The 21,746-nt window shown below is 62.7% G+C and carries 27 protein-coding genes and 1 tRNA gene; 17 read left to right on the forward strand and 11 right to left on the reverse strand.

From position 1 onward, the window contains the following. The 4 genes from B3M53_RS09980 to B3M53_RS09995 form a co-directional block, all read right to left on the reverse strand. A partial coding sequence (locus B3M53_RS09980; protein ID WP_286800309.1) for a TrmH family RNA methyltransferase occupies nt 1–407 on the reverse strand: 407 nt, incomplete at its 3' end. A 106-nt stretch (nt 408–513) separates the two neighbouring features. Then, entirely contained in the window at nt 514–747 is a 234-nt protein-coding gene (locus B3M53_RS09985) for a DUF1150 family protein (protein WP_022701004.1), read from the reverse strand. A gap of 126 nt (nt 748–873) precedes the next feature. Continuing rightward, a tRNA-Ala gene (locus B3M53_RS09990) sits at nt 874–949 on the reverse strand. Between the two features lie 125 nt (nt 950–1,074). After that, nucleotides 1,075–1,527: a TIGR02300 family protein gene (locus tag B3M53_RS09995; protein WP_286800310.1), complete on the reverse strand. Its 453-nt coding sequence runs from the start codon at nt 1,525–1,527 to the stop codon at nt 1,075–1,077. 118 nt (nt 1,528–1,645) lie between these two features. Here B3M53_RS09995 and aroA point away from each other — a divergent pair, with 118 nt between their 5' ends. From aroA to B3M53_RS10045, 10 genes are all read left to right on the forward strand, one after another. Continuing rightward, the gene (gene aroA, locus B3M53_RS10000) at nt 1,646–3,001 is read left to right on the forward strand and encodes a 3-phosphoshikimate 1-carboxyvinyltransferase (RefSeq protein ID WP_022701002.1); all 1,356 of its coding nucleotides are present in this window, start codon (nt 1,646–1,648) and stop codon (nt 2,999–3,001) included. A gap of 330 nt (nt 3,002–3,331) precedes the next feature. Further along, nucleotides 3,332–5,029 carry a 30S ribosomal protein S1 gene (rpsA, locus tag B3M53_RS10005; protein ID WP_022701001.1) on the forward strand — a complete coding sequence of 566 codons (1,698 nt, stop codon included), beginning with the start codon at nt 3,332–3,334 and terminating at the stop codon, nt 5,027–5,029. Nucleotides 5,030–5,178: 149 nt separating this feature from the next. After that, entirely contained in the window at nt 5,179–5,463 is a 285-nt protein-coding gene (locus B3M53_RS10010; protein WP_022701000.1) for an integration host factor subunit beta, read from the forward strand. 76 nt (nt 5,464–5,539) lie between these two features. Then, nucleotides 5,540–6,382 (forward strand): putative metalloprotease CJM1_0395 family protein, encoded by an 843-nt coding sequence (locus B3M53_RS10015; protein WP_286800311.1) that lies wholly within the window; start codon nt 5,540–5,542, stop codon nt 6,380–6,382. Between the two features lie 55 nt (nt 6,383–6,437). Beyond that, nucleotides 6,438–7,088, forward strand: a complete 651-nt coding sequence (locus B3M53_RS10020) for a phosphoribosylanthranilate isomerase (protein ID WP_286800312.1) — start codon at nt 6,438–6,440, stop codon at nt 7,086–7,088. A gap of 102 nt (nt 7,089–7,190) precedes the next feature. Next, complete coding sequence (gene trpB, locus B3M53_RS10025) at nt 7,191–8,402, forward strand: tryptophan synthase subunit beta (protein ID WP_022700997.1); 1,212 nt, start codon at nt 7,191–7,193, stop codon at nt 8,400–8,402. Between the two features lie 4 nt (nt 8,403–8,406). Next, the gene (gene trpA / locus B3M53_RS10030) at nt 8,407–9,198 is read left to right on the forward strand and encodes a tryptophan synthase subunit alpha (protein ID WP_286800313.1); all 792 of its coding nucleotides are present in this window, start codon (nt 8,407–8,409) and stop codon (nt 9,196–9,198) included. A gap of 56 nt (nt 9,199–9,254) precedes the next feature. After that, a complete protein-coding gene (locus B3M53_RS10035; RefSeq protein WP_022700995.1) occupies nt 9,255–10,133 on the forward strand; it encodes an acetyl-CoA carboxylase carboxyltransferase subunit beta in 879 nt (292 codons plus the stop codon). 14 nt (nt 10,134–10,147) lie between these two features. Next, nucleotides 10,148–11,470, forward strand: coding sequence for a bifunctional folylpolyglutamate synthase/dihydrofolate synthase (locus tag B3M53_RS10040; RefSeq protein WP_286800314.1), 1,323 nt, complete (start codon nt 10,148–10,150; stop codon nt 11,468–11,470). Between the two features lie 103 nt (nt 11,471–11,573). Next, nucleotides 11,574–11,804 (forward strand): DUF2061 domain-containing protein, encoded by a 231-nt coding sequence (locus B3M53_RS10045; RefSeq protein ID WP_286800315.1) that lies wholly within the window; start codon nt 11,574–11,576, stop codon nt 11,802–11,804. Here the strand turns inward: B3M53_RS10045 and B3M53_RS10050 are convergent. The 3 genes from B3M53_RS10050 to B3M53_RS10060 form a co-directional block, all read right to left on the reverse strand. Continuing rightward, nucleotides 11,801–12,283: a thermonuclease family protein gene (locus B3M53_RS10050; protein WP_286800316.1), complete on the reverse strand. Its 483-nt coding sequence runs from the start codon at nt 12,281–12,283 to the stop codon at nt 11,801–11,803. The two genes, B3M53_RS10045 and B3M53_RS10050, sit on opposite strands and share 4 nt — an antisense overlap. A gap of 85 nt (nt 12,284–12,368) precedes the next feature. Next, on the reverse strand, nt 12,369–12,695 hold the full coding sequence (locus tag B3M53_RS10055; protein ID WP_022700991.1) for a hypothetical protein: 327 nt from the start codon (nt 12,693–12,695) through the stop codon (nt 12,369–12,371). Between the two features lie 51 nt (nt 12,696–12,746). Then, complete coding sequence (locus tag B3M53_RS10060; RefSeq protein ID WP_022700990.1) at nt 12,747–12,950, reverse strand: DUF1674 domain-containing protein; 204 nt, start codon at nt 12,948–12,950, stop codon at nt 12,747–12,749. Nucleotides 12,951–13,026: 76 nt separating this feature from the next. Between B3M53_RS10060 and htpX the strand changes: the two genes are divergently transcribed. From htpX to B3M53_RS10095, 7 genes are all read left to right on the forward strand, one after another. Further along, the gene (htpX, locus tag B3M53_RS10065) at nt 13,027–13,980 is read left to right on the forward strand and encodes a zinc metalloprotease HtpX (protein WP_286800318.1); all 954 of its coding nucleotides are present in this window, start codon (nt 13,027–13,029) and stop codon (nt 13,978–13,980) included. 75 nt (nt 13,981–14,055) lie between these two features. After that, entirely contained in the window at nt 14,056–14,388 is a 333-nt protein-coding gene (locus tag B3M53_RS10070) for a hypothetical protein (RefSeq protein ID WP_022700988.1), read from the forward strand. Continuing rightward, nucleotides 14,389–15,849 (forward strand): methyl-accepting chemotaxis protein, encoded by a 1,461-nt coding sequence (locus B3M53_RS10075; RefSeq protein WP_022700987.1) that lies wholly within the window; start codon nt 14,389–14,391, stop codon nt 15,847–15,849. Between the two features lie 124 nt (nt 15,850–15,973). Next, nucleotides 15,974–16,570 (forward strand): phage tail protein, encoded by a 597-nt coding sequence (locus B3M53_RS10080; RefSeq protein WP_286800320.1) that lies wholly within the window; start codon nt 15,974–15,976, stop codon nt 16,568–16,570. Nucleotides 16,571–16,651: 81 nt separating this feature from the next. Continuing rightward, on the forward strand, nt 16,652–17,248 hold the full coding sequence (locus B3M53_RS10085; protein ID WP_022700985.1) for a phage tail protein: 597 nt from the start codon (nt 16,652–16,654) through the stop codon (nt 17,246–17,248). A gap of 16 nt (nt 17,249–17,264) precedes the next feature. Beyond that, nucleotides 17,265–17,543 (forward strand): DUF6916 family protein, encoded by a 279-nt coding sequence (locus B3M53_RS10090; RefSeq protein WP_286800321.1) that lies wholly within the window; start codon nt 17,265–17,267, stop codon nt 17,541–17,543. A 69-nt stretch (nt 17,544–17,612) separates the two neighbouring features. After that, nucleotides 17,613–18,182: a GNAT family N-acetyltransferase gene (locus B3M53_RS10095; protein WP_160092974.1), complete on the forward strand. Its 570-nt coding sequence runs from the start codon at nt 17,613–17,615 to the stop codon at nt 18,180–18,182. An 18-nt stretch (nt 18,183–18,200) separates the two neighbouring features. Here B3M53_RS10095 and B3M53_RS10100 read toward each other — a convergent pair whose 3' ends face one another. From B3M53_RS10100 to B3M53_RS10115, 4 genes are all read right to left on the reverse strand, one after another. Continuing rightward, entirely contained in the window at nt 18,201–18,692 is a 492-nt protein-coding gene (locus tag B3M53_RS10100) for a host attachment protein (protein ID WP_022700982.1), read from the reverse strand. A gap of 84 nt (nt 18,693–18,776) precedes the next feature. Next, the gene (locus B3M53_RS10105) at nt 18,777–19,265 is read right to left on the reverse strand and encodes a hypothetical protein (protein WP_022700981.1); all 489 of its coding nucleotides are present in this window, start codon (nt 19,263–19,265) and stop codon (nt 18,777–18,779) included. 81 nt (nt 19,266–19,346) lie between these two features. After that, nucleotides 19,347–20,471: an SO2930 family diheme c-type cytochrome gene (locus tag B3M53_RS10110; protein WP_286800322.1), complete on the reverse strand. Its 1,125-nt coding sequence runs from the start codon at nt 20,469–20,471 to the stop codon at nt 19,347–19,349. A 26-nt stretch (nt 20,472–20,497) separates the two neighbouring features. Then, a complete protein-coding gene (locus tag B3M53_RS10115) occupies nt 20,498–21,730 on the reverse strand; it encodes a parallel beta-helix domain-containing protein (protein WP_286800323.1) in 1,233 nt (410 codons plus the stop codon). Nucleotides 21,731–21,746 lie beyond the last annotated feature (16 nt).

Genomic DNA, 21,746 nt, shown 5'->3' on the forward strand with positions numbered 1-21,746 from the left:
ATGGCCGCGGCCACGGACAGATTCACGCAGAATTTGGTGGGGATTTTCACCACATGCGAGCATCGCTCGAGCATGGCGGGGCTGAGATCGCCACGTTCCTTGCCCAGAACATAAGCGGCCATGCGCGGATGGCGGAAGCTTGGCAGCTCCACCGCGTCATCTGTCAGCTCCACACCAACGATCTGGCAACCGCGCGGCAGCGCCATGTCATCCACGCTCTCCCAGTCGTAATAGGGCAGGTTCTGGGTGGTCTTGGCGGTGTCGGTCTGAAACATCTCGCGCGCGCGGTTGGCCGCGCCCACGGTGAACACGAAGCTGCCGCCAAAGGCGTGTGCGGTGCGCATGACTGCGCCCAGATTGCGCGCCTTGGAGATTCCCTCAACGCCGACTGCGAAATAGCCTCTCATGAAAAAGGGTTTAGCCGCGACCTCTTGCGGAGGCAAACCGCTCTTTACACACAACAACGCCCCCTGCACGAGCAGAGGGCGTTCTGTTCAAAAGATAGACCGAGCCTTAGTGAACGCTGACCGGTTCCGCGCCATGATCACGGGCCGCCGCAAAGGCCGCCTCGCGGTCAGAGAACACCGCCATGCGCTGGCCGTTCTCATCGTGAATGGCGTACAGCGTGGCGTCAGAGTCCAGTTTGACCCCGGCGTTCGCCGCTTGCTCCATCACTTCAGACGCGTCGATCGTGCGTACATACACCGTCGGCGTCGTATCCAGTGTCAGATCTGTTTCCATGTCCATCCAACGCCTCATGCATTGTTATCTTGGAGAATGACATGGGTTTTCTTGTCAAAACGTTCAAGGCATGCGTCTGCGCTGCAATCGCGACAAAGAAAAACCCCCGCGCAGAGCGCAGGGGTTCTTTTTTGGTGGAGCCAGACGGAATCGAACCGACGACCTCTTGCATGCCATGCAAGCGCTCTCCCAACTGAGCTATGGCCCCGAAACGCTTTGCGAAGCGGGCGGGATTGGGGCCCCGCCGTTTCGAGAGCGCGGACGTTATCCGCGCCTTTCACTGCAATCAAGCCTGTTTTCAGCACTTGGCGCAGTCAATGGCAGTGACCCGGATCAGACGTCGTCGTCATCCTTGAGTGCGATGTCGTCATCCAGATCATCGTCGTCATCGCCGAGGAGAACGCTGTCGTCGTCATCATCATCCAGGTCAGCTTCGTCGTCGGAGAAGCCGTCCAGATCATCATCGGCGGGTGTGGCGCGCTTGGCGACCGGCGCCTCGTCCTCATCCTCATCGCCACCCAGATCAATGGGCTCTTCATCGAGCTCAGGCGCGTCGTCATCTTCCTCTTCATCAGAGGAATCATCCGTTTCCGCCTCAGCCTCTTTCTCTTCTTCCGGTTCGGGCTTGGGAGCCTTCTTCGTCAGGGTTGCGGAGACTTCCTCGTAGTAGGAAAGCGGATATTCCATGCCCGTGAACGGCGACACAATCGGGTCTTTGTTCAGGTCGTAGAATTTTTTTCCGGTTTCCGGACAAACGCGCTTGGTGCCAAGTTCAGCTTTCGCCACGAGTCCAAATCCTTTCACAGAGAAGGGCGATCAAATCGGCGCGCCAGTTGCCATGTTCTGGAGCGGCTGTCAAAACCCGATTGAAGCCTTCCCACATCTGCACACCTGCGGAGTCCGCATGACACACGCCACGCCTTCCCCGTCCTCGACCGCAAACGGGCCAAAAACCGCCCGGCCTGTCAATGCCCTGAAAGGACGTCTTCAGGCGGCCGCGGACAAGTCATGCTCGCATCGCGCACTGATATTTTCTGCGCTGGCGGACGGAGAAAGTCGAATTGAGGGCCTTCTGGAGAGCGAGGACGTGCTGGCGACCGCCGGCGCCGTCGCCGCCCTGGGCGCAACGGTCGAGCGTGAAGGGCCCGGCGCCTGGCGCGTTATCGGGCAAGGCCGCTGGACCAGCCCGGCCCAACCTCTGGATCTGGGCAATTCGGGCACAGGCGTGCGCTTGCTGATGGGCGCCGCGAGCCGGTTCGAGCTCAAGGCGGAGTTTGTCGGCGATGAAAGCCTGTCCTCGCGCCCGATGGCGCGGGTGCTTGATCCGCTGGCGCGCATGGGCGTCAAAAGCCAGTCCAGCGATGGCGGCCGCTTGCCGGTGACCCTGCGCGGCTCAAATCATCTCGATCCGATTGACTACACGCCGCCCGTCGCCTCCGCCCAGGTGAAAAGCGCCATTCTTCTGGCGGGGCTGGGCGCGCAAGGCGAAACAATCGTGCGCGAGCCGCGCGCCACCCGCGATCACACGGAAATCATGGCGCCTGTCTATGGCGCGGACCTCAGCGTGGAGCGTGAGGGGGAGGGGCTGATTGCGCGCGTGCGCGGCGGCAAGACGCTGACCCCGGCGAACGTCTCCATCCCCGGCGACCCGTCATCCGCCGCCTTCCCCCTGGCCGCCGCCCTCGTCACGTCAGGAAGCGAGGTCACGATCACCGGCGTCATGACCAACCCCGCACGCTTCGGCCTGTACCAGGTGCTCAAGATGATGGGCGCCGACATCCATTTGACCCCGGCGGGCGAGCGCTGCGGCGAGCAGCTTGTGGACATCACGGTGAAATCGGGCGCGCTGAAAGGCGTGGAGGTTCCCGCCGCCCTCGCCCCGTCCATGATCGACGAATACCCCATCCTGTCCGTCATCGCCGCCTTTGCGGACGGCGTGACGGTGATGAAGGGGCTGGAGGAATTACGCGCCAAGGAGAGTGATCGCCTTGCGGCCAGCGCCGCCCTGCTGGAAACCAATGGCGTCAAGGTCGAGCTGGGCGAGGACAGCCTTGTCGTTCATGGCTGCGGCAGAGACGGCGTTCCGGGTGGCGGAAGCGTTAAAACCCATCATGATCATCGCCTTGCCATGAGCGCCCTGATCATGGGCTGCGGCGCGCAAGCGCCGGTGAGCGTCGATGATGTGAGCATGATCGCCACCAGCTATCCGGACTTTTTCGATCACATGGCCGTTCTGGGCGCTGAGATCGGCGCCGATTGAGTCAGCTTCAAAGGGCTGCACGCCTTGCCCTGACAGCGAATTTGCGGTAAGTCCGCGCGCGATTGTCTTGCTGCGCTCACCCTGCGTCAGCAAGCCGGTCGTTCGCCGGGCGGGCGATGTTCCGCGGCCAGGCGTGCGCATCCTTCATGTTTGTCGGTTCAGACCCACGGCACGATGTGCGCCGCCCTGTCGTTTCGCTCCGCTCATTTTGAAAGCGTATTCCGGCCGTTCGCGGCTGCTTTGGAGATTTCCAGCCGCTGCGCGCGGCAAGACCGCCGGAACCAACCGGCCGGCCGGAAACGACGATAACCCCTGGAGCCATCCTCTAATATGTCTGACACCCAAACCTCGGCCCCGAGCCGCGATGATTTCGCGTCAATGCTGGAAGCGAGCCTTGCTGGCCGCGACCTGATGGAAGGCGCTGTCGTGCGCGGCACCGTCACCGCCGTGCTGCACGACACCGTCGTCATCGACGTCGGTCTGAAAACCGAAGGCCGCGTGGCCCTGCGCGAATTCACCGGTCCCGGCTCGGAAGCGCCGAAACTGGGCGAACAGGTCGACATCTACCTTGAGCGCATCGAAAACGCGCTCGGTGAAGCTGTCCTGTCGCGCGACAAAGCCCGTCGCGAAGAAGCCTGGGACCGTCTGGAGAAGACGTTCGAATCCAAAGAGCCGGTCAACGGCGCCATCGTGGGCCGCGTCAAGGGCGGCTTCACCGTGGATCTGGGCGGCGCTTCGGCCTTCCTGCCGGGCTCTCAGGTGGACATCCGTCCGGTGCGCGACGTCGCGCCTCTGATGAACAAGGAACAGCCGTTCGCGATCCTGAAAATGGACCGTCCGCGCGGCAATATCGTGGTGTCACGCCGCGCTGTTCTGGAAGAATCCCGCGCCGAGCAGCGTGCCGAGCTCGTCGGTCAGCTGGCCGAAGGCGAAGTGCGCGAAGGCGTCGTCAAGAACATCACCGATTACGGTGCGTTCGTGGATCTGGGCGGCATTGACGGCCTGCTGCACGTCACCGACATGAGCTGGTCGCGTGTGGGCCATCCGAGCGAAGTGGTCGAAGTCGGTCAGACCGTTCAGGTGCAGATCATCAAGATCAACAAAGACACCCAGCGCATCTCGCTCGGCATGAAGCAGCTGCAGTCCGACCCGTGGGACGGCGTGGCGCTGAAATACCCGAACGGCGCTGTGTTCAAAGGCCGCGTGACGAACATCGCCGAATACGGCGCGTTCGTGGAGCTGGAGCCGGGCGTCGAAGGCCTGGTGCACGTCTCCGAGATGAGCTGGACCAAGAAGAACGTCCATCCGGGCAAAATCGTCTCCACCTCCCAGGAAGTGGACGTGATGGTGCTCGACGTGGATCCGGACAAACGCCGCGTTTCTCTGGGCATCAAGCAGACCCAGCGCAATCCGTGGGAAGTGTTCGCGGAAGCGCACCCGGTCGGCTCTGAAGTCGAAGGCGAAGTCAAGAACATCACCGAATTCGGTCTGTTCATCGGCGTCGACGACGAAATCGACGGCATGGTTCACCTGTCCGATCTCGACTGGGATCGTTCGGGCGAAGACGCCATCCAGGACTACAAGAAAGGCGACTCCGTGCGCGCCAAGGTTCTGGACGTGGATGTCGAGAAAGAACGTGTCTCCCTGGGCGTCAAGCAGCTCGGCGGCGACCCGATGGACGAAGGCGGCTTCAAGCGCGGCGAGACCGTGACCTGCACCGTCACCGAAATCACCACCGGCGGCGTGGAAGTCAGCCTGGGCCCGGACAACCTGGTCAAGGCGTTCATCCGCAAGTCCGACATCTCGCGCGATCGCGCCGAGCAACGTCCCGAGCGCTTTGCGGTCGGCGACAAGGTCGACGCACGCGTCACCAATATCGACAAGGCGTCTCGCCGCGTTTCCGTGTCCATCAAGGCGCTGGAAATGGCGGAAGAGAAAGAAGCCGTCGAACAGTACGGGTCTTCTGACTCCGGCGCGTCCCTGGGCGATATCCTGGGCGCCGCACTGAAAGGTCAGGACGAGGACTAGTCCTCTGACCGGCTGAACCTCCCCGTCTGAGGGAGCTGGAACCCCCAATGCCCTGCATTGGGGGTTCTTTTTTGCCTGCAACCCCGGCTTGCCGATTGACGGCGCTCTCGTGGTGTTCCTACACTGATGGTCTGCAAGGGGACTGCACCATGATCAAATCCGAACTCATCGAGAAGCTCGCCGAAGACAATCCGCACCTCTACCAGAAGGATCTGGAGCGGGTGGTCAACACGGTGCTGGAAGAGATCACCCAGGCGCTTGAGCGCGGCGATCGTGTGGAATTGCGCGGCTTTGGCGCCTTTTCCGTCCGCAATCGCCCGCCGCGCCAGGGCCGCAACCCGCGGACAGGCGACCCGGTGTCGGTGAAGGAAAAGCACGTGCCGTTCTTCAAGACCGGCAAAGAGCTGCGCGAACGCGTGGACGGCAAGGCCTAAGCCTTAACCCGCATTACCAAAGCTTTAAGGGTTGTCCTTCATTCTCTCCGGCAGGTTGTATCTGTCGGGATGATCCATGGCGCTTTCGCCCGTGAGCTTGGGCGGCGCTGATCCGGCTTTCATGGCCGGGCCGGGCGCTGCCTTCCCAACGCGTGAGCTGACCGCTCAAGCGAACCGGCTGACTCCATCTTCTGATCGCTCCGCCGCTGCAGCCTCAACCCGCACGGCGATCAATGACCCGGTCTCCCTGTCCGCCGCCGCGCAGAAGCTCAGCGACCCGGCGTCAGTCGCGCCGCAAGCCAGCAGCGCCAAGGCCTCTCAGCCCGGCGAACAGCTTTCGGACGCCGAGCAAAAACAGGTCGCCGAGCTGAAGAAGCGCGACCGCGAAGTGCGTCAGCACGAACAGGCGCACCAGGCGGCGGGCGGGCAATACGCCAGCGCGCCGTCTTACAGCTTCCAGCAAGGCCCGGACGGCAAGCAATACGCTGTCGGCGGCGAGGTGCAGATCGACGCCAGCCCCATTCCCGGCGACCCGGCCGCCACCATCGAGAAAATGCGCGTGGTCAAGGCCGCCGCCCTGGCGCCGGCTGAACCGTCTGGTCAGGATCGCAAGGTGGCCGCCGCCGCTGACGCCGCCGCCCAGCAAGCCCGCGCCGAACAGGCGGCACAGGACCGCGAAGAGCGCGAAGCTGTCGCGCGCGGGGACGCGCCGTCCGATCCGTCACAGCCTTCGACAGGTCCGCAATCGCCAGAGACCCAGAGTCCGTTCGCAGAGACAGACGCCGAACAGGCGGAGGCGCAAGCCGCGCCGTTCGGGTTCAGCGGCGCCCAGCCCGCCCAGATCACTCAGGCCAATGGCGCCTATGCCGCTGCGACGCGCGCGCAATCCATCAGCCAGCTTGTGGGGATGGTCGCCTAACCGCCATACACAGTCCTGACTTGGCGGAGCAAGACTTCAGCGCTACATCCGGCGCATGACACAGATGCGCTCGCCCCTGATCAAGATTTGCGGCCTCAATTCCGCCGACGCCGTAGACGCCGCAGTCGGCGCAGGCGCGGATTATCTGGGCTTCATTCATTTTCCCAAAAGCCCGCGCCATCTCTCGCTGGAGCAAATGGGCGCGCTCGCCCGACGCAAGGGCGACGCCAAATCGGTCGCCGTGCTGGTAGATCCCGATGAAATGCTGATGGGCGAGGTGTTGCGCCATATGCGGCCTGACTTCATCCAGCTTCATGGCGGTGAAAGCCCGATGCGGTGCCTGGATGCGCGCCATTACGCCGAAATCGGGGTGTGGAAGGCCTTGGGCGTCTCCACGTCAGACGACTTTCGAAAAGCGCTGACCTACAAAGACCATGTGGACGGCTTCGTATTTGACGCCAAACCACCCAAGGACGCCGACCGGCCCGGCGGGCTGGGAGAGGCGTGGGATTACAGCCTGCTCAAGGATTTTGATCCCGGCCAACCCTGGCTTCTGGCGGGCGGGCTGACGGTTGAGACCGTCACCGACGCCATCTCTCAATCTGCCGCGCCGGGCGTGGATGTCGTGTCAGGCGTCGAAGCCGAGCCGGGCGTCAAAAGTCTAGACAAAATCAAGGCGTTCATCACTGCAGTCAAAGCGCGCTGACGCCTTGCGCCGCCTCGCTTTACCGGCTTCTCTGAGGCTGACCTTTAGAACCTGTCAGGGCTGCGCGTCTCGCAGCTCTGAGCGTCGTGAAAGACCGCTGTCATGACCCAACCCAACGCCTTCTCCCAACAGCCTGATGCTGAGGGCCGTTTCGGACAGTTTGGCGGCCGCTATGTGGCCGAGACTCTGATGCCGAACATTCTGGCGCTGCAGGAAGCGTATGAGCACTACAAGACCGACCCTGATTTCATCGCCGAGTTTGACGAGTTCAGCCGTGATTTCATCGGTCGTCCCAGCCCGCTCTATTTCGCCGAGCGTCTGACTGAAGAGTTTGGCGGGGCGAAGATCTGGTTCAAGCGCGACGAGCTCAACCATACCGGCGCGCACAAGATCAATAACTGCCTGGGTCAGGTGCTGCTGGCGAAACGCATGGGCAAGACCCGCATCATCGCTGAAACCGGCGCCGGCCAGCATGGCGTGGCGACCGCGACCGTGGCCGCGCGCTTCGGCCTGCCCTGCGAAGTGTTCATGGGCGCGACCGATGTGAAGCGGCAAAAGCCCAATGTCTTCCGCATGAACCTTCTGGGCGCGAAGATCCACGCCGTCACCTCCGGGCGCGGCACGCTGAAAGACGCCATGAACGAGGCGCTGCGCGACTGGGTGACCTATCCCGATGAAACCTTCTATGTCATCGGCACGGTGGCGGGCCCGCACCCCTATCCGGCCATGGTGCGCGATTTCCAGTCCGTCATCGGTCGCGAGGCGCGCGAGCAGATGCTGGACCGTATAGGACGCCTGCCCGACGCGGCGGTCGCCTGTATCGGTGGAGGCTCGAACGCCATGGGCCTCTTCCACCCCTTCCTCGAAGATGAGAGCGTACGCCTGATCGGGGTGGAAGCCGCCGGCAAGGGCCTGGATACCCCCGACCATGCGGCGAGCCTGAATGGCGGTCGCCCCGGCATTCTTCACGGCAACAAGACCTATCTGCTGCAGGATGCTGACGGCCAGATCACCGAAGGCCATTCCATCTCCGCCGGTCTTGATTATCCCGGCATCGGGCCGGAACACGCCTTCCTGCATGATGTGGGACGGGCGGAATACCGATCGGCCACCGATGCCGAGGCGCTTGAGATGTTCCAGCTCTGCTCACAGAAAGAGGGCATTATTCCCGCCCTTGAACCCGCCCACGCCCTCGCGCGCGTGCGCGATCTCGCGAAAGAACTGGGCAAGGACGGCGTCATCTTGATGAATATGTGCGGCCGCGGCGACAAGGATGTCTTCTCCGTCGCCGATGCGCTCGGTGTGGAGCTTTAAGATCATGACCCGCCTCGCCCCCACCTTCGCCGCTTTGAAATCAGACAACCGCGCCGGGTTTGTCGCCTATGTCATGGCGGGTGATCCCGATGCGAACACGACGCTTGAGATGATGAAAGGCCTCGCCGATAAGGGCGCGGACGTTATCGAGCTGGGCGTGCCTTTCACCGATCCCATGGCGGACGGGCCGACCATCCAGCGCGCCGCGATCCGCGCGCTGGAAGGCGGCATGACACTTCGCGGCGTGCTTGGCATCGTCAAACGCTTCCGCGAGACCCATGCCGATACCCCTGTGGTGCTGATGGGCTACGCCAATCCGTTCTTCGCCTATGGCTATGAAAAGTTTGCATCTGACGCCGCGGCTGCAGGCGCGGACGGGGTGATCTGCGTGGACATCCCGCCCGAGGAAGATGCCGAGTTCCGCTCTGCGCTCGATGCGAACGGCCTGTCCTTTGTGCGCCTGGCCGCCCCCACCACCGACGACAAGCGTCTGCCGCAAGTGGTCGCGCACACGTCCGGATTTGTTTATTACGTATCCACAACGGGCGTGACCGGCGCAGGATCGGGCTCGACCGGGGATATTTCGGCGGCTGTGGCGCGGGTGCGCGCCGCGTCGGGTTTGCCGGTGGCTGTGGGCTTTGGCGTCAAGACGCCCGAGCGCGCCGCCGATATCGGCAAGGTTGCGGACGCGGTCGTGGTCGGTTCGGCGATTGTCGAGGAACTGGCGCAAAACGGCGTGGACCAGGCCTTGCATCTCGCCGGAACCCTGGCGGACGCCGCCCATTCCGCACGTTAGCGGGGCACATGTTCGGCCCGGTGCGATACAAAGTGTTTGAAGAGGTGTGACGCGATATGAGCTGGCTTCAGAAACTGACCCCGCCGGGCGTCCAGAAGATGTTTGAAAAACGCGACACCCCGGAAAATCTCTGGGTGAAGTGTCCGATTTCGGGCGAGATGGTCTTCAACAAGGACCTGGAAGCCTCCCAGCACGTCACCCCCGCCGGCCACCATATGCGCATCGGCCCGGCCCTGCGCTTCAAATACACGTTTGACGGCGATTACACCGAGGTGGACCTGCCTGAGGTCGCCAAGGACCCGCTGAAGTTCAAGGACGACAAGCCCTATACCAGCCGCCTCGCCGCCGCCCGCAAGAAGACCGGGCGCGAGGACGCGATGGCGATCGGCGTCGGCTCGATCAAGTCCATTGAAACCACGGTTCTGGTTCAGGACTTCTCCTTCATGGGCGGGTCTCTGGGCATGGGCGCAGGCGAGGGCTTCCTCAAGGCCTGCGAAACCGCCGTCGAGCGCCGCACCCCGCTGGTGGTGTTCACCGCCGCAGGCGGCGCGCGCATGCAGGAAGGCGCGCTGTCGCTGATGCAGATGCCGCGCACCACGCTGGGCGTTCAAATGCTCAAAGACGCCAAGCTGCCCTATCTCGTGGTCCTGACTGACCCGACCACGGGCGGCGTCACCGCGTCTTACGCCATGCTGGGCGATGTGCAGATCGCGGAACCGGGCGCCCTGATCGGCTTCGCCGGTCCGCGCGTGATCGAGCAGACCATTCGCGAGAAACTGCCCGAAGGCTTCCAGCGCGCTGAATACCTTCTGGACAAGGGCATGGTGGACAAGGTCGTGCATCGTCATGAGCTGCGCACTGTGCTGGGCAATCTGATGCGGACCCTCCTGAAACGTCCCGCCGCCGCGGACAACACCCCGGCGCGAACTGAATAAGCGGAGAGAGCATTTTGGCGACCGCTGAAACCATTGAGGCGGCGCTGCAACGCCTCTCGCGCCTGCATCCCAAGAAAATCGACCTGTCGCTGGGCCGGATCGGCCGTCTGCTTGATGCGCTGGGCCGCCCGCAGGATCGTCTGCCGCCCGTCATCCATGTGGCCGGAACCAACGGCAAAGGGTCGACCTGCGCCTTTCTGAAGGCGATTTCTGAGGCCGCCGGCGAGCGCTGCCATGTCTACACCTCGCCGCATCTGGTGCGCTTTAACGAGCGGATCGTGCTGGCGGGCGAGATCGTCGATGACGCCCGGCTTGAAGACGCGTTTGCGCGTTGTGAGGCCGCCAATGGCGATCACGAGATCACTTTCTTTGAAATCACGACGGCGGCGGCCTTCTTGCTGTTTTCCGAAACCCCGGCTGAGCGCCTGATCCTTGAGACCGGCCTTGGGGGGCGGGTGGACGCCACGAATGTGCTGGCCAAACCCCAATGCACGGTGATCACCCCGGTCAGCCTCGACCATCAGGACTTTCTGGGCGACACCATCGCGGACATCGCGGCCGAGAAAGCCGGGATCATCAAGCCGGGCGTTCCGGTGATCGTCGGACCTCAAACATCCGAAGCCGAAGCTGTAATCCGCCGGGCCGCCGAGCGCCTCAAGGCGCCGCTCTCGATCTGGGAGCAGGATTTCCGCGCCTATACCGAACATAACCGGCTGGTGTTTGAGGCCGAAGACGAGCTGTGGGATCTCAACCCGCCCAGCCTCGCCGGGTCGCACCAGATCATCAATGCGGGCGTCGCCGCCGCCACGGCGCGCGCCTGCGGCTACAGCCCTGAAGCGGTCAGCACAGGGCTTGAAACCGCGCGCTGGCCCGCGCGCCTGCAGCGCCTTTCTGACGGGCCGCTGGCCGAGATCGTGTCCGAGGGCGAAGGCGCGCTCTGGCTTGATGGCGGACACAATCTCTCCGCCGCAGAATCCCTCGCCTCCAGCCTGGGGGAGATGGAAGCCGGGCGCGAGCGTCCATTGGTGCTGATCTGCGCCTTCTCCAAAAACAAGGACGCGACCGGCTTTCTGGCATATTTTGAAGGCCTCGCCGCCCGCGTCATCGCCATAGATTTCCAGGGCGGGCGTGACGGCGCGCAGAGCCCCGGCGCTGTTGCGGAGGCCGCCCGCACTGCAGGTCTTCCCGCCCAGACCGCCTCAGACCTCACCGAAGCGGTGCGCGACGCCATCAGCGATTATCCAGGCGCGCGCGTGGTGATCTGCGGCTCGCTCTATCTCGCCGGTCAGGTACTGGCCCTCAGCGAGGGCGGATCCGTGCAGTCTACGCCAGGATAGCCATAGAGCTTTTCGATCCATTGGATCAGAAGCATTCATATGACAAATGGAATCCGGCTTCCTATCTTCATTCTTGCGAATAGTTCGCATAAGGAAGCCCGTGATGACCGAGATCCTGCAATCCATCCCCCGCACCGCCCTGCCGTTTGACCTGCCGGTGCGGGCGTTCAAACCGGTGACCTATGGCGTCATGCACCTGATCGTCGCGATCAGCGTGGCCTATGCGTTGACACAAAACTGGAAAGCGGCGCTGGCGATCGGCCTGATCGAACCGGCGGTGCAAACACTCGCCTACACGGTTCACGAACGCGCCTGGAGCCGGTCAGGCGTCTAACGGGGGCGCGATTGCACGGGACCGCTGACTTGCGCTGGGCGGCACCAGGGGCCGTCTTCGCCATAGGGCACGGCCAAATCCGCCGCCAGCAAGGCGTCCGACAAGCCTGCAGGCTCTGCCTCGGTGGGCGCCTGTGCGCGCAGGTCAGCAATCACCCGGCCAGCGAAACTGCCCAAGCGTACATTATGCAAGCTGATGTCCGGATGAGCGACCAGCCAGGCGCGCGTAAAGGCGGTCGCCTCATGACCCGCCGTGCGTTCGGCCTCGCACTCCGGTCGTCGGGTCTCTGGCGTATCAACGCCATCCAGCCGGACTCGCGTCTCCACGATATGCCCCGGCCAGATATGTGCGCGCACAGCGATAGTGTCGCCATCGATCACCTCGACCACATCAGCAGCGACTGGCCCGGCGATGCGGTCTGCACCTTGAAGGTGCACTGAGGCGTACATGCTCGCGGTAAGGGCGATAAATCCGATCATATCGCCAGTATAGGAAAATTATCTGAGTCGGAAAAGCGACACTGCCGCCTTCGGTGAGAGCAGCCCCTCAAACACTCAGGGCGCTCTAGTACGCGCGGCGCTCGGTCCAGTGATGGCGGTGATGGGTGCGCACCACGATGATCCGGGACGGAGCTTGCTCGACGCCGCCGGTCAGCGGACCATAAAAGAACCCTGCGTCCAGCCGGATCGGGTCACCGGCTTTCACACGATCAACGGCGTCATCAGGCGCTGTCACGGCGCGCGTCTGACGCCCATAGGCTGAAGACTGATAGGTGTAAGCGCGCTCATGATGTTCCTGAACGACGCGGGTATGAACGCGCGCCTCCTCGGGTCCGCCCAGCAAGGGCGCGGAATCGCTGACGATCAGGGCGAGGGCGAGAAGACAGCTCATTGTCTCAATATAGCACACAGGGCGCAGCGATGAAGCGGCCAGATCGGCGCCTCAGAAATCGTAGGTGATGCCTTTTTTCTCCCAATCGCCAAAGCGGGTGGGTTCAGGGCCCTTGGGTCCGCCAAGTTCTTTGGCGCGTTCGGCCTCCGCCTCCGCCTCGCGGCGACGCTCCTCGGCTTCGGCCAGGGCGCGTTTGGCCGCCTCGCTCAACGGCTTGCGGGGGGCCTCTTCTTCAGGCGTTTCTGCATCGCTCATCTCTTGCAGTCCTTCTTGTCTACGCCCAATTACCTAAGTCGCGGGGGCCGCTCCGCCAAGACAGGTGACGCCATCAATGACCGCTAACACGCTTCGCACTTTCGTTCTGCTCGCCGCGCTGAGCGCCTTGTTCATGGGCGTGGGGTATCTGATCGGCGGGGCGGCCGGCGCAATGATCGCTCTGGTGCTGGCCGGCGCGATGAATGTGTTCGCCTATTGGAATGCGGACAAGATGGTGCTGCGGATGCATGGCGCGCGCGAGATCACGCCTGATGAACGCGATCCGGTCCTGCGCCAGTTCGCGTCTGATACGGTGGGCATGGCCGATCGCGCCGGCCTGCCCTATCCCTGCGTTTATGTGATCGACTCCGATCAACCCAACGCGTTCGCAACAGGGCGAGACCCGCAAAACGCGGCGGTCGCGGCGACGACGGGCTTACTGGCGACGCTGAACCGGCAGGAAGTGATGGGCGTGATGGCCCATGAGCTGGCTCATGTGCGCAATCGCGACACCCTGACCATGACCGTCACTGCGACGCTGGCGGGCGCCATCGGTTTTCTGGCCAATTTCGCGCTGTTTTTCGGCGGCGGTCGTGACCGTGGCGGCTTTATCGGTGCGCTCGCTCTGGCGATCCTGGCGCCCATGGCGGCAGGCCTCGTGCAAATGGCGATTTCGCGAGCGCGTGAATATGACGCAGACAAGGGCGGCGCCGAGATTTGCGGCGATCCGCTCTGGCTGGCCTCGGCGCTTGAGAAGATCGAACGCGGAGCGCGTCAGACCATGAATGTGGCCGCCGAGCGCAACCCGGCCACCGCCCATATGTTCATCATCAACCCCTTGAACGGACAGGGCGCTGACAACCTGTTCTCAACCCACCCGGCCACGGCGAATCGCATTTCGCGGCTGCGCCGGATGGGCGGCGCGGCGCCGCGCTCCACCAGCGGCCCCTGGGGTGATTTCGGCGCCTGGAGCGACGCGGGAACAGACAAACCCTCTTCTGGCGGGAAGTATGGCGGTCCCTGGGGTTGAATCGGACAAGTCCTCAACCAGTGCTTAATAAAATTGGCGCAAGCCTGAATGAAATCATTCAGGGAATCCGTCCATATGGCGAAACGCCTGCCTCAAATCTGTCTGGGCCTGATGGTCGCGCTGATCACGACTGTACCTGTGACTGGCGCCATTATGGACGCCCCGGATCAAGGCCAGGCTGCTGTCTTCCTGGATCCGCGCCTGAGCCGGGCTGAACAGCTGCTGCGCATCGCGGACGCGGGCGCTGAACTGGTTCGATTCGGCGCAGCGCCCGGCGCCCTGATTGTCAATATCACCGATACGTCCAGCCCCGAGGCGCTCCGCGCCGCAGGGGCGTGGATCATTGCAGATCCGATCATTCTTGGCGGATGTTCCGTCAGCGGATCTCAAACTGGGGGACTGACCTAAATGACTCGTCTTGAAGCTCTGCAATCAAAGGCGATGATGGCGCTCGTCGGCATTCAGGTCGCCGCCATTCCGATCTATCTGGGCACAGCGTTATTCATGGATATGGGCAAGGCGTTGTTCGGCGCAATCTTGCTCTCCCTGATCGCTGGCCTCTCCGCCTTCGTCTGGAAAACGACCCCGCGTGAAACGTCCAGCCGCATGGTGGTAGGAGCGGGCATGGTCGGCCTGCCCGCGGCACTCACCTATTTGATGGGCGGAGAAGCGTGGCAGATTGACATGCACATGACCTTCTTTGCTGCGCTGGCGATGGTCACCTTGCTATGCGACTGGCGCGCGCTGGTCGCCGCCGCCGGCGTCACCGCCGTGCACCACCTTGGTCTGAATTTCATCCTGCCGTCCGCGCTTTTCCCCGGCGGCGGCGACGTGCTGCGCGTCATCTTTCACGCGGTCGTAGTGGTGGGTGAAACCGCCGTTCTGATCTGGCTGGCGCACGCCGTGTCGAAAGCGCTCACCGACGCCGACCAGGCCATCACCGAAGCTGAGGCCGCCAATATCCAGGCGCGTCAACTGTTCGAAGCGGACAAGGAACGCCAGGCGCAAAGCGAGCAATCGCGCGAAAATATTTCGCGCGTCGCCAACACGTTTGAGCAGACTGTCGGCCATGTTCTCGATCGCCTGCAGACCGCCTCAGGTGAGTTGAGCGAACTGGCAGGGCAATTGCGCACCGATTCAGGCGCCACGGCGAGCAGCGCCGGTTCCGCGTCAGATCAGGCCCACCAGACCAGCGGGCATGTGGAAGCTGTGGCGTCAGCCGCCCAGGAGCTGGCCGCGTCCATTGCAGAAGTGACGCGCACCCTTGAAACCTCTGATGAGATTTCTGTCCGCGCCGAGTCTGAAGCGGGTCGGGCGGACGGCTCGATGCAGGAGCTGCATACCGCCGCACGCGAAATCGAAGACATCGCCAAGCTGGTGAGCGACATCGCCGAGCAGACCAATCTGTTGGCGCTGAACGCCACCATTGAAGCGGCCCGCGCCGGTGAAGCGGGCAAGGGCTTTGCGGTCGTGGCCAGCGAAGTGAAGGAACTGGCTGACCAGACTGGCAAGGCCACCGAGGACATCCACAAAAAGATCAACGCCATGCGCAGCGCGGCGGAATCGGCCAGCTCTGCGCTCAACCAGATTGGTTCGACCATCGGCGATATCCGCGACGCCTCTTCCAGTGCGCGAGACGCGTTCAGCCAGCAAGCCAGCGCCACTGACGAGATCGCGCGACTGGCGGCGGACGCCGCCCAGTCCACCGGACGGGTCAGCGATGAGGTCACAGCCGTGTCCGGAGCCGCTGAGCGCGCCAACCAGGCGGCGGGTCAGTTTGATGAGGCTGCGGAAGGTTTGCGGTCTGCGGCCCAGCACTTGTCAGAAGAGCTTGGCAAGTTCCGCACGGATCTCGATTCAGCGGCCTGATCCAGACCCGATCGGGACACCCTTATGAATAGATGCAGTGTTGAAAAAATCCCCAAATAAGGGAATTTTTAGTTGCAGTGAGGCGTCCGTCTGTCACTCTCCCTAAATTAAAAGGGAGGGACGTATGGACGCCTACATTTCAATGATCACCCCGTTCGGATGCAATTTCATCATCCGCAATTGGGGCGCCTGCGCCGGCGGCATTATCGCCATCAGTCAGAATAACGCGTTGTTTTCACTGATCAGTGATTTCTATGGTGGCGATGCGCGCACGACTTTTGGCCTGCCGGACTTGCGCGGGCGCGCGCCTGTAAATTTCGGGACCGGCCCCGGCTTGAATCCTGTCAGTCTCGGGCAAAGGGGTGGTCTGGAATATACAAGCATCGGCACTGTTAATCTGCCGCCGCACAATCACGCATTCAACGCTACGGGCGCTACGGGTGGCGCTGTGACCACCTTGCCTGTTTCGGCAGATCCTGCGTTCAGCACCGACCCGAACGGCAACTATCTGGGCATGACGACCTCAAGCACCCGGATTTACGCCACCACACTCTCCACACCCCCTGGTGAGATGGGTCCGATCGATATCCCGCCCCAGTCTGTTTCCGTGTCCGGCACCACGTTCAATACCGGACTCGGAGACGATCTTTATGTGCGGTCCCCGTATCAGGGCGTGAACTTCCAGATTTGCATGTTTGGCATCTACCCCTCGCGCAGCTAGCGCTCACCCGTTCCGTCAGCCTTTCTGACGGGGCTCAATAGCGCCTGACAGCAAGGCGAACTCCTGTGAAGGGAGACTTCCATGAACACATTCATTTCGATGATCTCGGCGTTCGGCTGCGGGTTCATCATCCGCAACTGGGGCTATTGCGGCGGCGGCCTGCTCGCAATCGCACAAAACTCCACACTCTATTCGCTGATCGGCACACAGTTTGGCGGTAATGGCCAAGTCTCTTTCGGGCTCCCGGATCTCAGAGGGCGCGAGCCCGTCAATCACGGCTCGGCGCCGCCGCTGAATCCAGTCTTCATGGGACAAAGGGGCGGGATTGAAGACACCCAACTGACTCAACTGGACATGCCCCCTCACGCCCATAGCTTCCAAGCAACCGGGCAGACGACAGGCGTTTCAACGACGATGCCTGTCTCCAGCGACCCTGCCTTCGGCACGTCGCCTGACAACGCCTATCTGGGCGTTACGTCATCGAGCTCCCGGATCTACGCAACGACCATGTCCGACCCAGCCGGAACAATGGGCCCCATTTCCGTCCCTCCCCAGCAATTTAATGTGAACAACATCACGGGGACGACTGGCGATGGAGATCCGCTCTATGTCCGCTCGCCCTATCAGGGCGTGAACTTCCAGATCTGCATGTACGGCCTCTATCCGTCGCGCAGCTAATCAAGAAAGACCTGATATGACCACGATCGAAAAGCTGACAGCAGACGTTTTCAAACCGCTTGTGGGTGAAACCTTTGACATGGAAGGCCGCAGCCTGACGCTGAAGACCGTCACCGAAGGCAAGGCGCCGACGCCGTCCCTGCCGACGCCGTTCACGCTGGAATTCAGCGGACCGGAAGACTTCCACCCCATGAGCGCTTATGCGCTGAGCCATGATGCGATCGGCTCGCACGATCTGCTGATCCATAGGGTCGGACCGAGCGACGAGCCGCTGTTCGAAATCATCTTCGGTTAAGTCGGTGCATTACGGGGATTGCGCCGGACCATGGCGCAATCCCAACGCCTTGAGCTAAACAGGATTCCCATGTCTGCGCCCCAAACCTCACGACCGGATGTCAATCCGCTCGACATTCACTTGCGCCCCGCTCAGGCCCGGGACGAAGCCTTTTTACGCCAGGTGCATGATGCGGGCCGGGCCTGGGAGTTTGAAATGTTGCGCGGGCAGGTGGACGATCATTTGCTCGCAACCGTCTACAAACAGCAATACGGCGCGCAACATGACGCCTATTTCAACGCCTTCACGCTGGCCAAATACGCTGTGATCGAATGGTGCGGCGCCCCGGTCGGGCGCGTATACGCCGACTTTCGAGATCACGAGATCCGTCTGCTCGACATCAACGTCCTGCCCGCCTATCGCGGTCGCGGGATTGGTGAAATCGTCATTCGCGGGCTCTGCGGCGCCGCTTCCCAACAACGCGTGCCGCTGACCTTGCAAGTCAATCCGCTCAACCCGGCGCGTGCGCTTTACGTCAGGCTGGGCTTCATCTCTCAAGGGCTCGCAGGCGAGGGGTCTCCCGGCGCCGGGGCCTTTATCGAGATGGCCTGGCGCGACCCGCTGACGACGCCTGATCAGGCTGAAGCCAGTCCAGGCTGACGCTTTGCGTCGGGCTGCTCAATCGGGAAACAGGATCGCGCCGACCCGCTCGGCGATCACAGAACTGGATTCGCGGACCACATCCTTGGGCTCTTGCGCGATAATCCGATCGGTCAGCGCCGGCTCCATCACGGGACGAGCGACACCCAATGCGCGCGGCGCAGCCAGAATGATCAGCTCCCCAAAACGCTCCGCCTCAGCCTCAGCGTTTAAATGACGAATAAAGTCGCTGACGAACTCGGTCTCGGCGAGATCATGGGCGTTGGCATGCTCGACGCTGGACGCGCCGACCGCCACGCCCTTTGGCAGCCCGGCTCCGCCGCTGCGCCCGGCGCCGTCCGCGAGACGTCCCGGCGCGTCACTGACCTGATCGCGGTCTGGCGGATTGTCGATCTCAAACTCTGCCCGCAACGCCAACTCTGGCGCCGTGCGAGGGCCGGTGTTTTCAAAGATCATCGCCTTGCCGCCATCGAAAGCGGCCACCCAGAGCGGCTCTTTGTGCAAAGGCATCTGTGTATCCTCCCTGTCAGGATGGGAAGACCAGTGTATCGAAAGCAGGCCTCTCGCCCAGCGGGCGAAAAGTCGCGGGGCCGATCAGCTGGATGAAGCAACCGGCGCAAACGTCTGAAGGCAAGCGTCTGAGAGACGCCAGCCGTCTGGCCCGTCCTGATACCGGCAGGCGATATGATCAAGTCCCGGCCGACCGCGCTCCAGCCCCTCAAGGTCAGGATTCTGCAAGGCCTGGAACCGCGCTTGCGGGAACACATAGCTGATCCGCTCGCCATTGCTTTCAGGCCCGTCCACAACGCAGAGCGGCGGCTGCATCAGCACGGTGCGCACGGCGGCATCGCCCATGCGAACGCCGAAAATCTGCGCTTCCACGCGAGGGTCGAGAGACCGCACCCGATCCGCCCCAGGGCCTTGCGCCATCATTTGCGCCAGACGCGCTTCGTCATGAGCGACCAGGGCGCCGAAGACGGCCCGTTCACTCATCTCCGCCGGGCGACACACCGGTTCGGAGGTGGCGCAGGCGGTCAGGGCGAGGCCGGACGCGGCGCACAGGACAAGCGAACGGATGATCATGGGCGGCTCCGGAGCAGGCGGTGAAACTTCAGCCACTCTGCCCAATGCCGCCTCGCCCGCCAAGCCCTAAACCCTGAGCGCTTAGCTACAACCGCCGCTCATCGCGTCAATCCAGGCCGCGATCAGCACAACGCCTTCGTCATGGCTGAGGGCGCGGCCGAGCTCGGGCATCATCACATCAGACTGCACGCTGGCCAGTCGATAGGAGAGAATGGAGTCCTCTGAGGAGCCCGGCACGATGTCATAGCGCCGGTCGCCCGTGCCGCGTCCCGCCGCGATCGGCAATTTGCAAATGCCCAGATGCGGTCCCACGGGTTCGGACGCCTCCAGATACAGACCGGACGTATCGCCCGGTCCGGTCAGGGAATGGCAATGGGCGCAATTGATGTCGAGATAGGCGCGGGCTGCGTCATCCAGCGCGACGCCCGCCAGCGGCAATTCGCCGTTCCACGACGCGTTGCGCGGCGCGTCTTCTGACGCCGGCGCATCCGCCAGCAAGCCCAGCTCGGACCAATGGTCGATCTGGTTCGCCACACCGTCAAAATACTCAAAATCGGTGTTCATATGCCGCGCTCGAGGTCCGATGGGACGCGCGCCGACGCCGTCAGTGGTATCGGTCTCATGGCACCCTGCGCACTGGTTCACATTCGGCACCAGATAGCCCAACGCCTGCTCGCCCGCCTCAGACACCAGGGTCAGGTCGACAAACGCCCCGGCGCGCGACAGGCGCGCCTCGGTCTGCTCGTCATTCCAGACATAGGGCAAAGTCTCCCAGCCCGTCTCCCGATGCACCAGCACCCGGGTCTCGATCAGCCGCACGGCGTCCAGATCCAGCTGGCGATCCGTATAATGCGCCATGCCCGATTCCGCCTTGAGAACACGGTCAAATCCGCCTGCCGCACGCGGATAGTAGAAGGTCTTGGTGATGACTGTGCCCACGGGGAAGTCAAACGCGACGTCCGGATCATATCCGGCCGGGCCCGCGCTGGCGGGAATCCACACCGTGCGCAATTTCTGGGCGTAATCAGTAAAGAGTCCCGTGGCGAGCGTATACGGCGTCACCTGGTCGCCCAGCACCAGCACACCGCCGCCCACGGCGAGTTGACCCCAGTCGGACAGCGTTTCAGGGCGTCCCTCGGCGATAAAGCTTGGTTGAGGCGGCGCGGGCGGCGCCTCCTGCGCGCAAGCGGCCAGCAGGACGCTCACGCACAGGCTCATGACGATGCGTCTGATCACAGATCAAGCTCCACTGCGGGGCGCGGATCATGGCTGCAGTCAAACAAGGCGGCGTCCGCCATCTGCGGGCTGGAGAAACCGTTCGGCGCGTCCGCATTGAGCACCTCTGCGTCTCTCACGCACAGGCGCAGATCGTCCGGCAGCGAGCCGTCCACCATCTTGTCCTGATCCACATAGCCGTCCCACAGCACGCCGGGCATGCGACCGGTCGGGCCAAACAAGGCGATGCGCAGGGCCTGCAGCTCCAGGCCGTCAGGATTGCCGCCGCCGCCTTCATACGAATTGGAATGGATGTGGATGGTCTCTGGGTAGGGGTCAAAGCCTTCGGTGACGCCCAGATCTTCATAGCCAGAGGTATAAAGCGAAGAGATGATCACATGGGCGGTGCGATTGTCGCGCAGCCGATTGTTGAAAATCTCCACATCATCGTTGGAGTTGATCAAGATTCCCGAACCGGCCGGAACGCTGGCCACCGGCGTGCCGGCATGGCCGAAATTGGCGGTGTTGTTCTCATAAACGTCATTGTCAAACACCCGCGTGCCGGCGCCCGGACGCGGCAGGTTGGGCATGTTGAAGATCAGGATGCCGCCGGTGTTGTTCGTCGCCACATTGCCGTAGACATCGGCATTGTTGCAGTTCTCGATCTCGATGCCGGCGACATTGTATTCGGCGCGCGAATTGCGAACGATGACGTTTTCAGACTGGCCCACATAGATGCCCGCATCCGACGCTCCGATCGCCACCGCGCCATCGATCAGCACATTGGTCGACTGGACGGGATACAGGCCATACGCGCCATTGTCCGCAGACGGACCATTGGTCCATTCCACGCGCACACTGCGGATCACCACATCTGAGGAGTCAGAAATCTTCACGGAATCCCCGACCGTGTCCTCAAAGGCGAGATTTTCCAGCGTGAACCCGTCCACGCCAGACACCAGTAGGCCTTCAGCCCCCTGGCGCTGCTCGGCGAAGGACAGCACCGTCTCGTCCATGCCCGCGCCGCGCAAAGTCACATTGTCCACGGTCAGCGACAGACCGCGCTCGATGATGAATTCGCCCGCCGGAATGTCGATGACGTCGCCAGGCTGGGCGTCCAGAAGCGCGTTCATCAAGACGCTCTGATACTCGCGATCAAAGCCTGTGACATCGCGGCTTTCCTCCGGGCCGCCACACGCCGCAAGGGTGAGAACGCTCGTCGCGATCAGGACTGCTTTGAAATGTTTCATGGTCTCATCCTTTAAA

This window comes from Oceanicaulis sp. UBA2681, from assembly GCF_002354675.1.
Classification (GTDB): domain Bacteria; phylum Pseudomonadota; class Alphaproteobacteria; order Caulobacterales; family Maricaulaceae; genus Oceanicaulis; species Oceanicaulis alexandrii.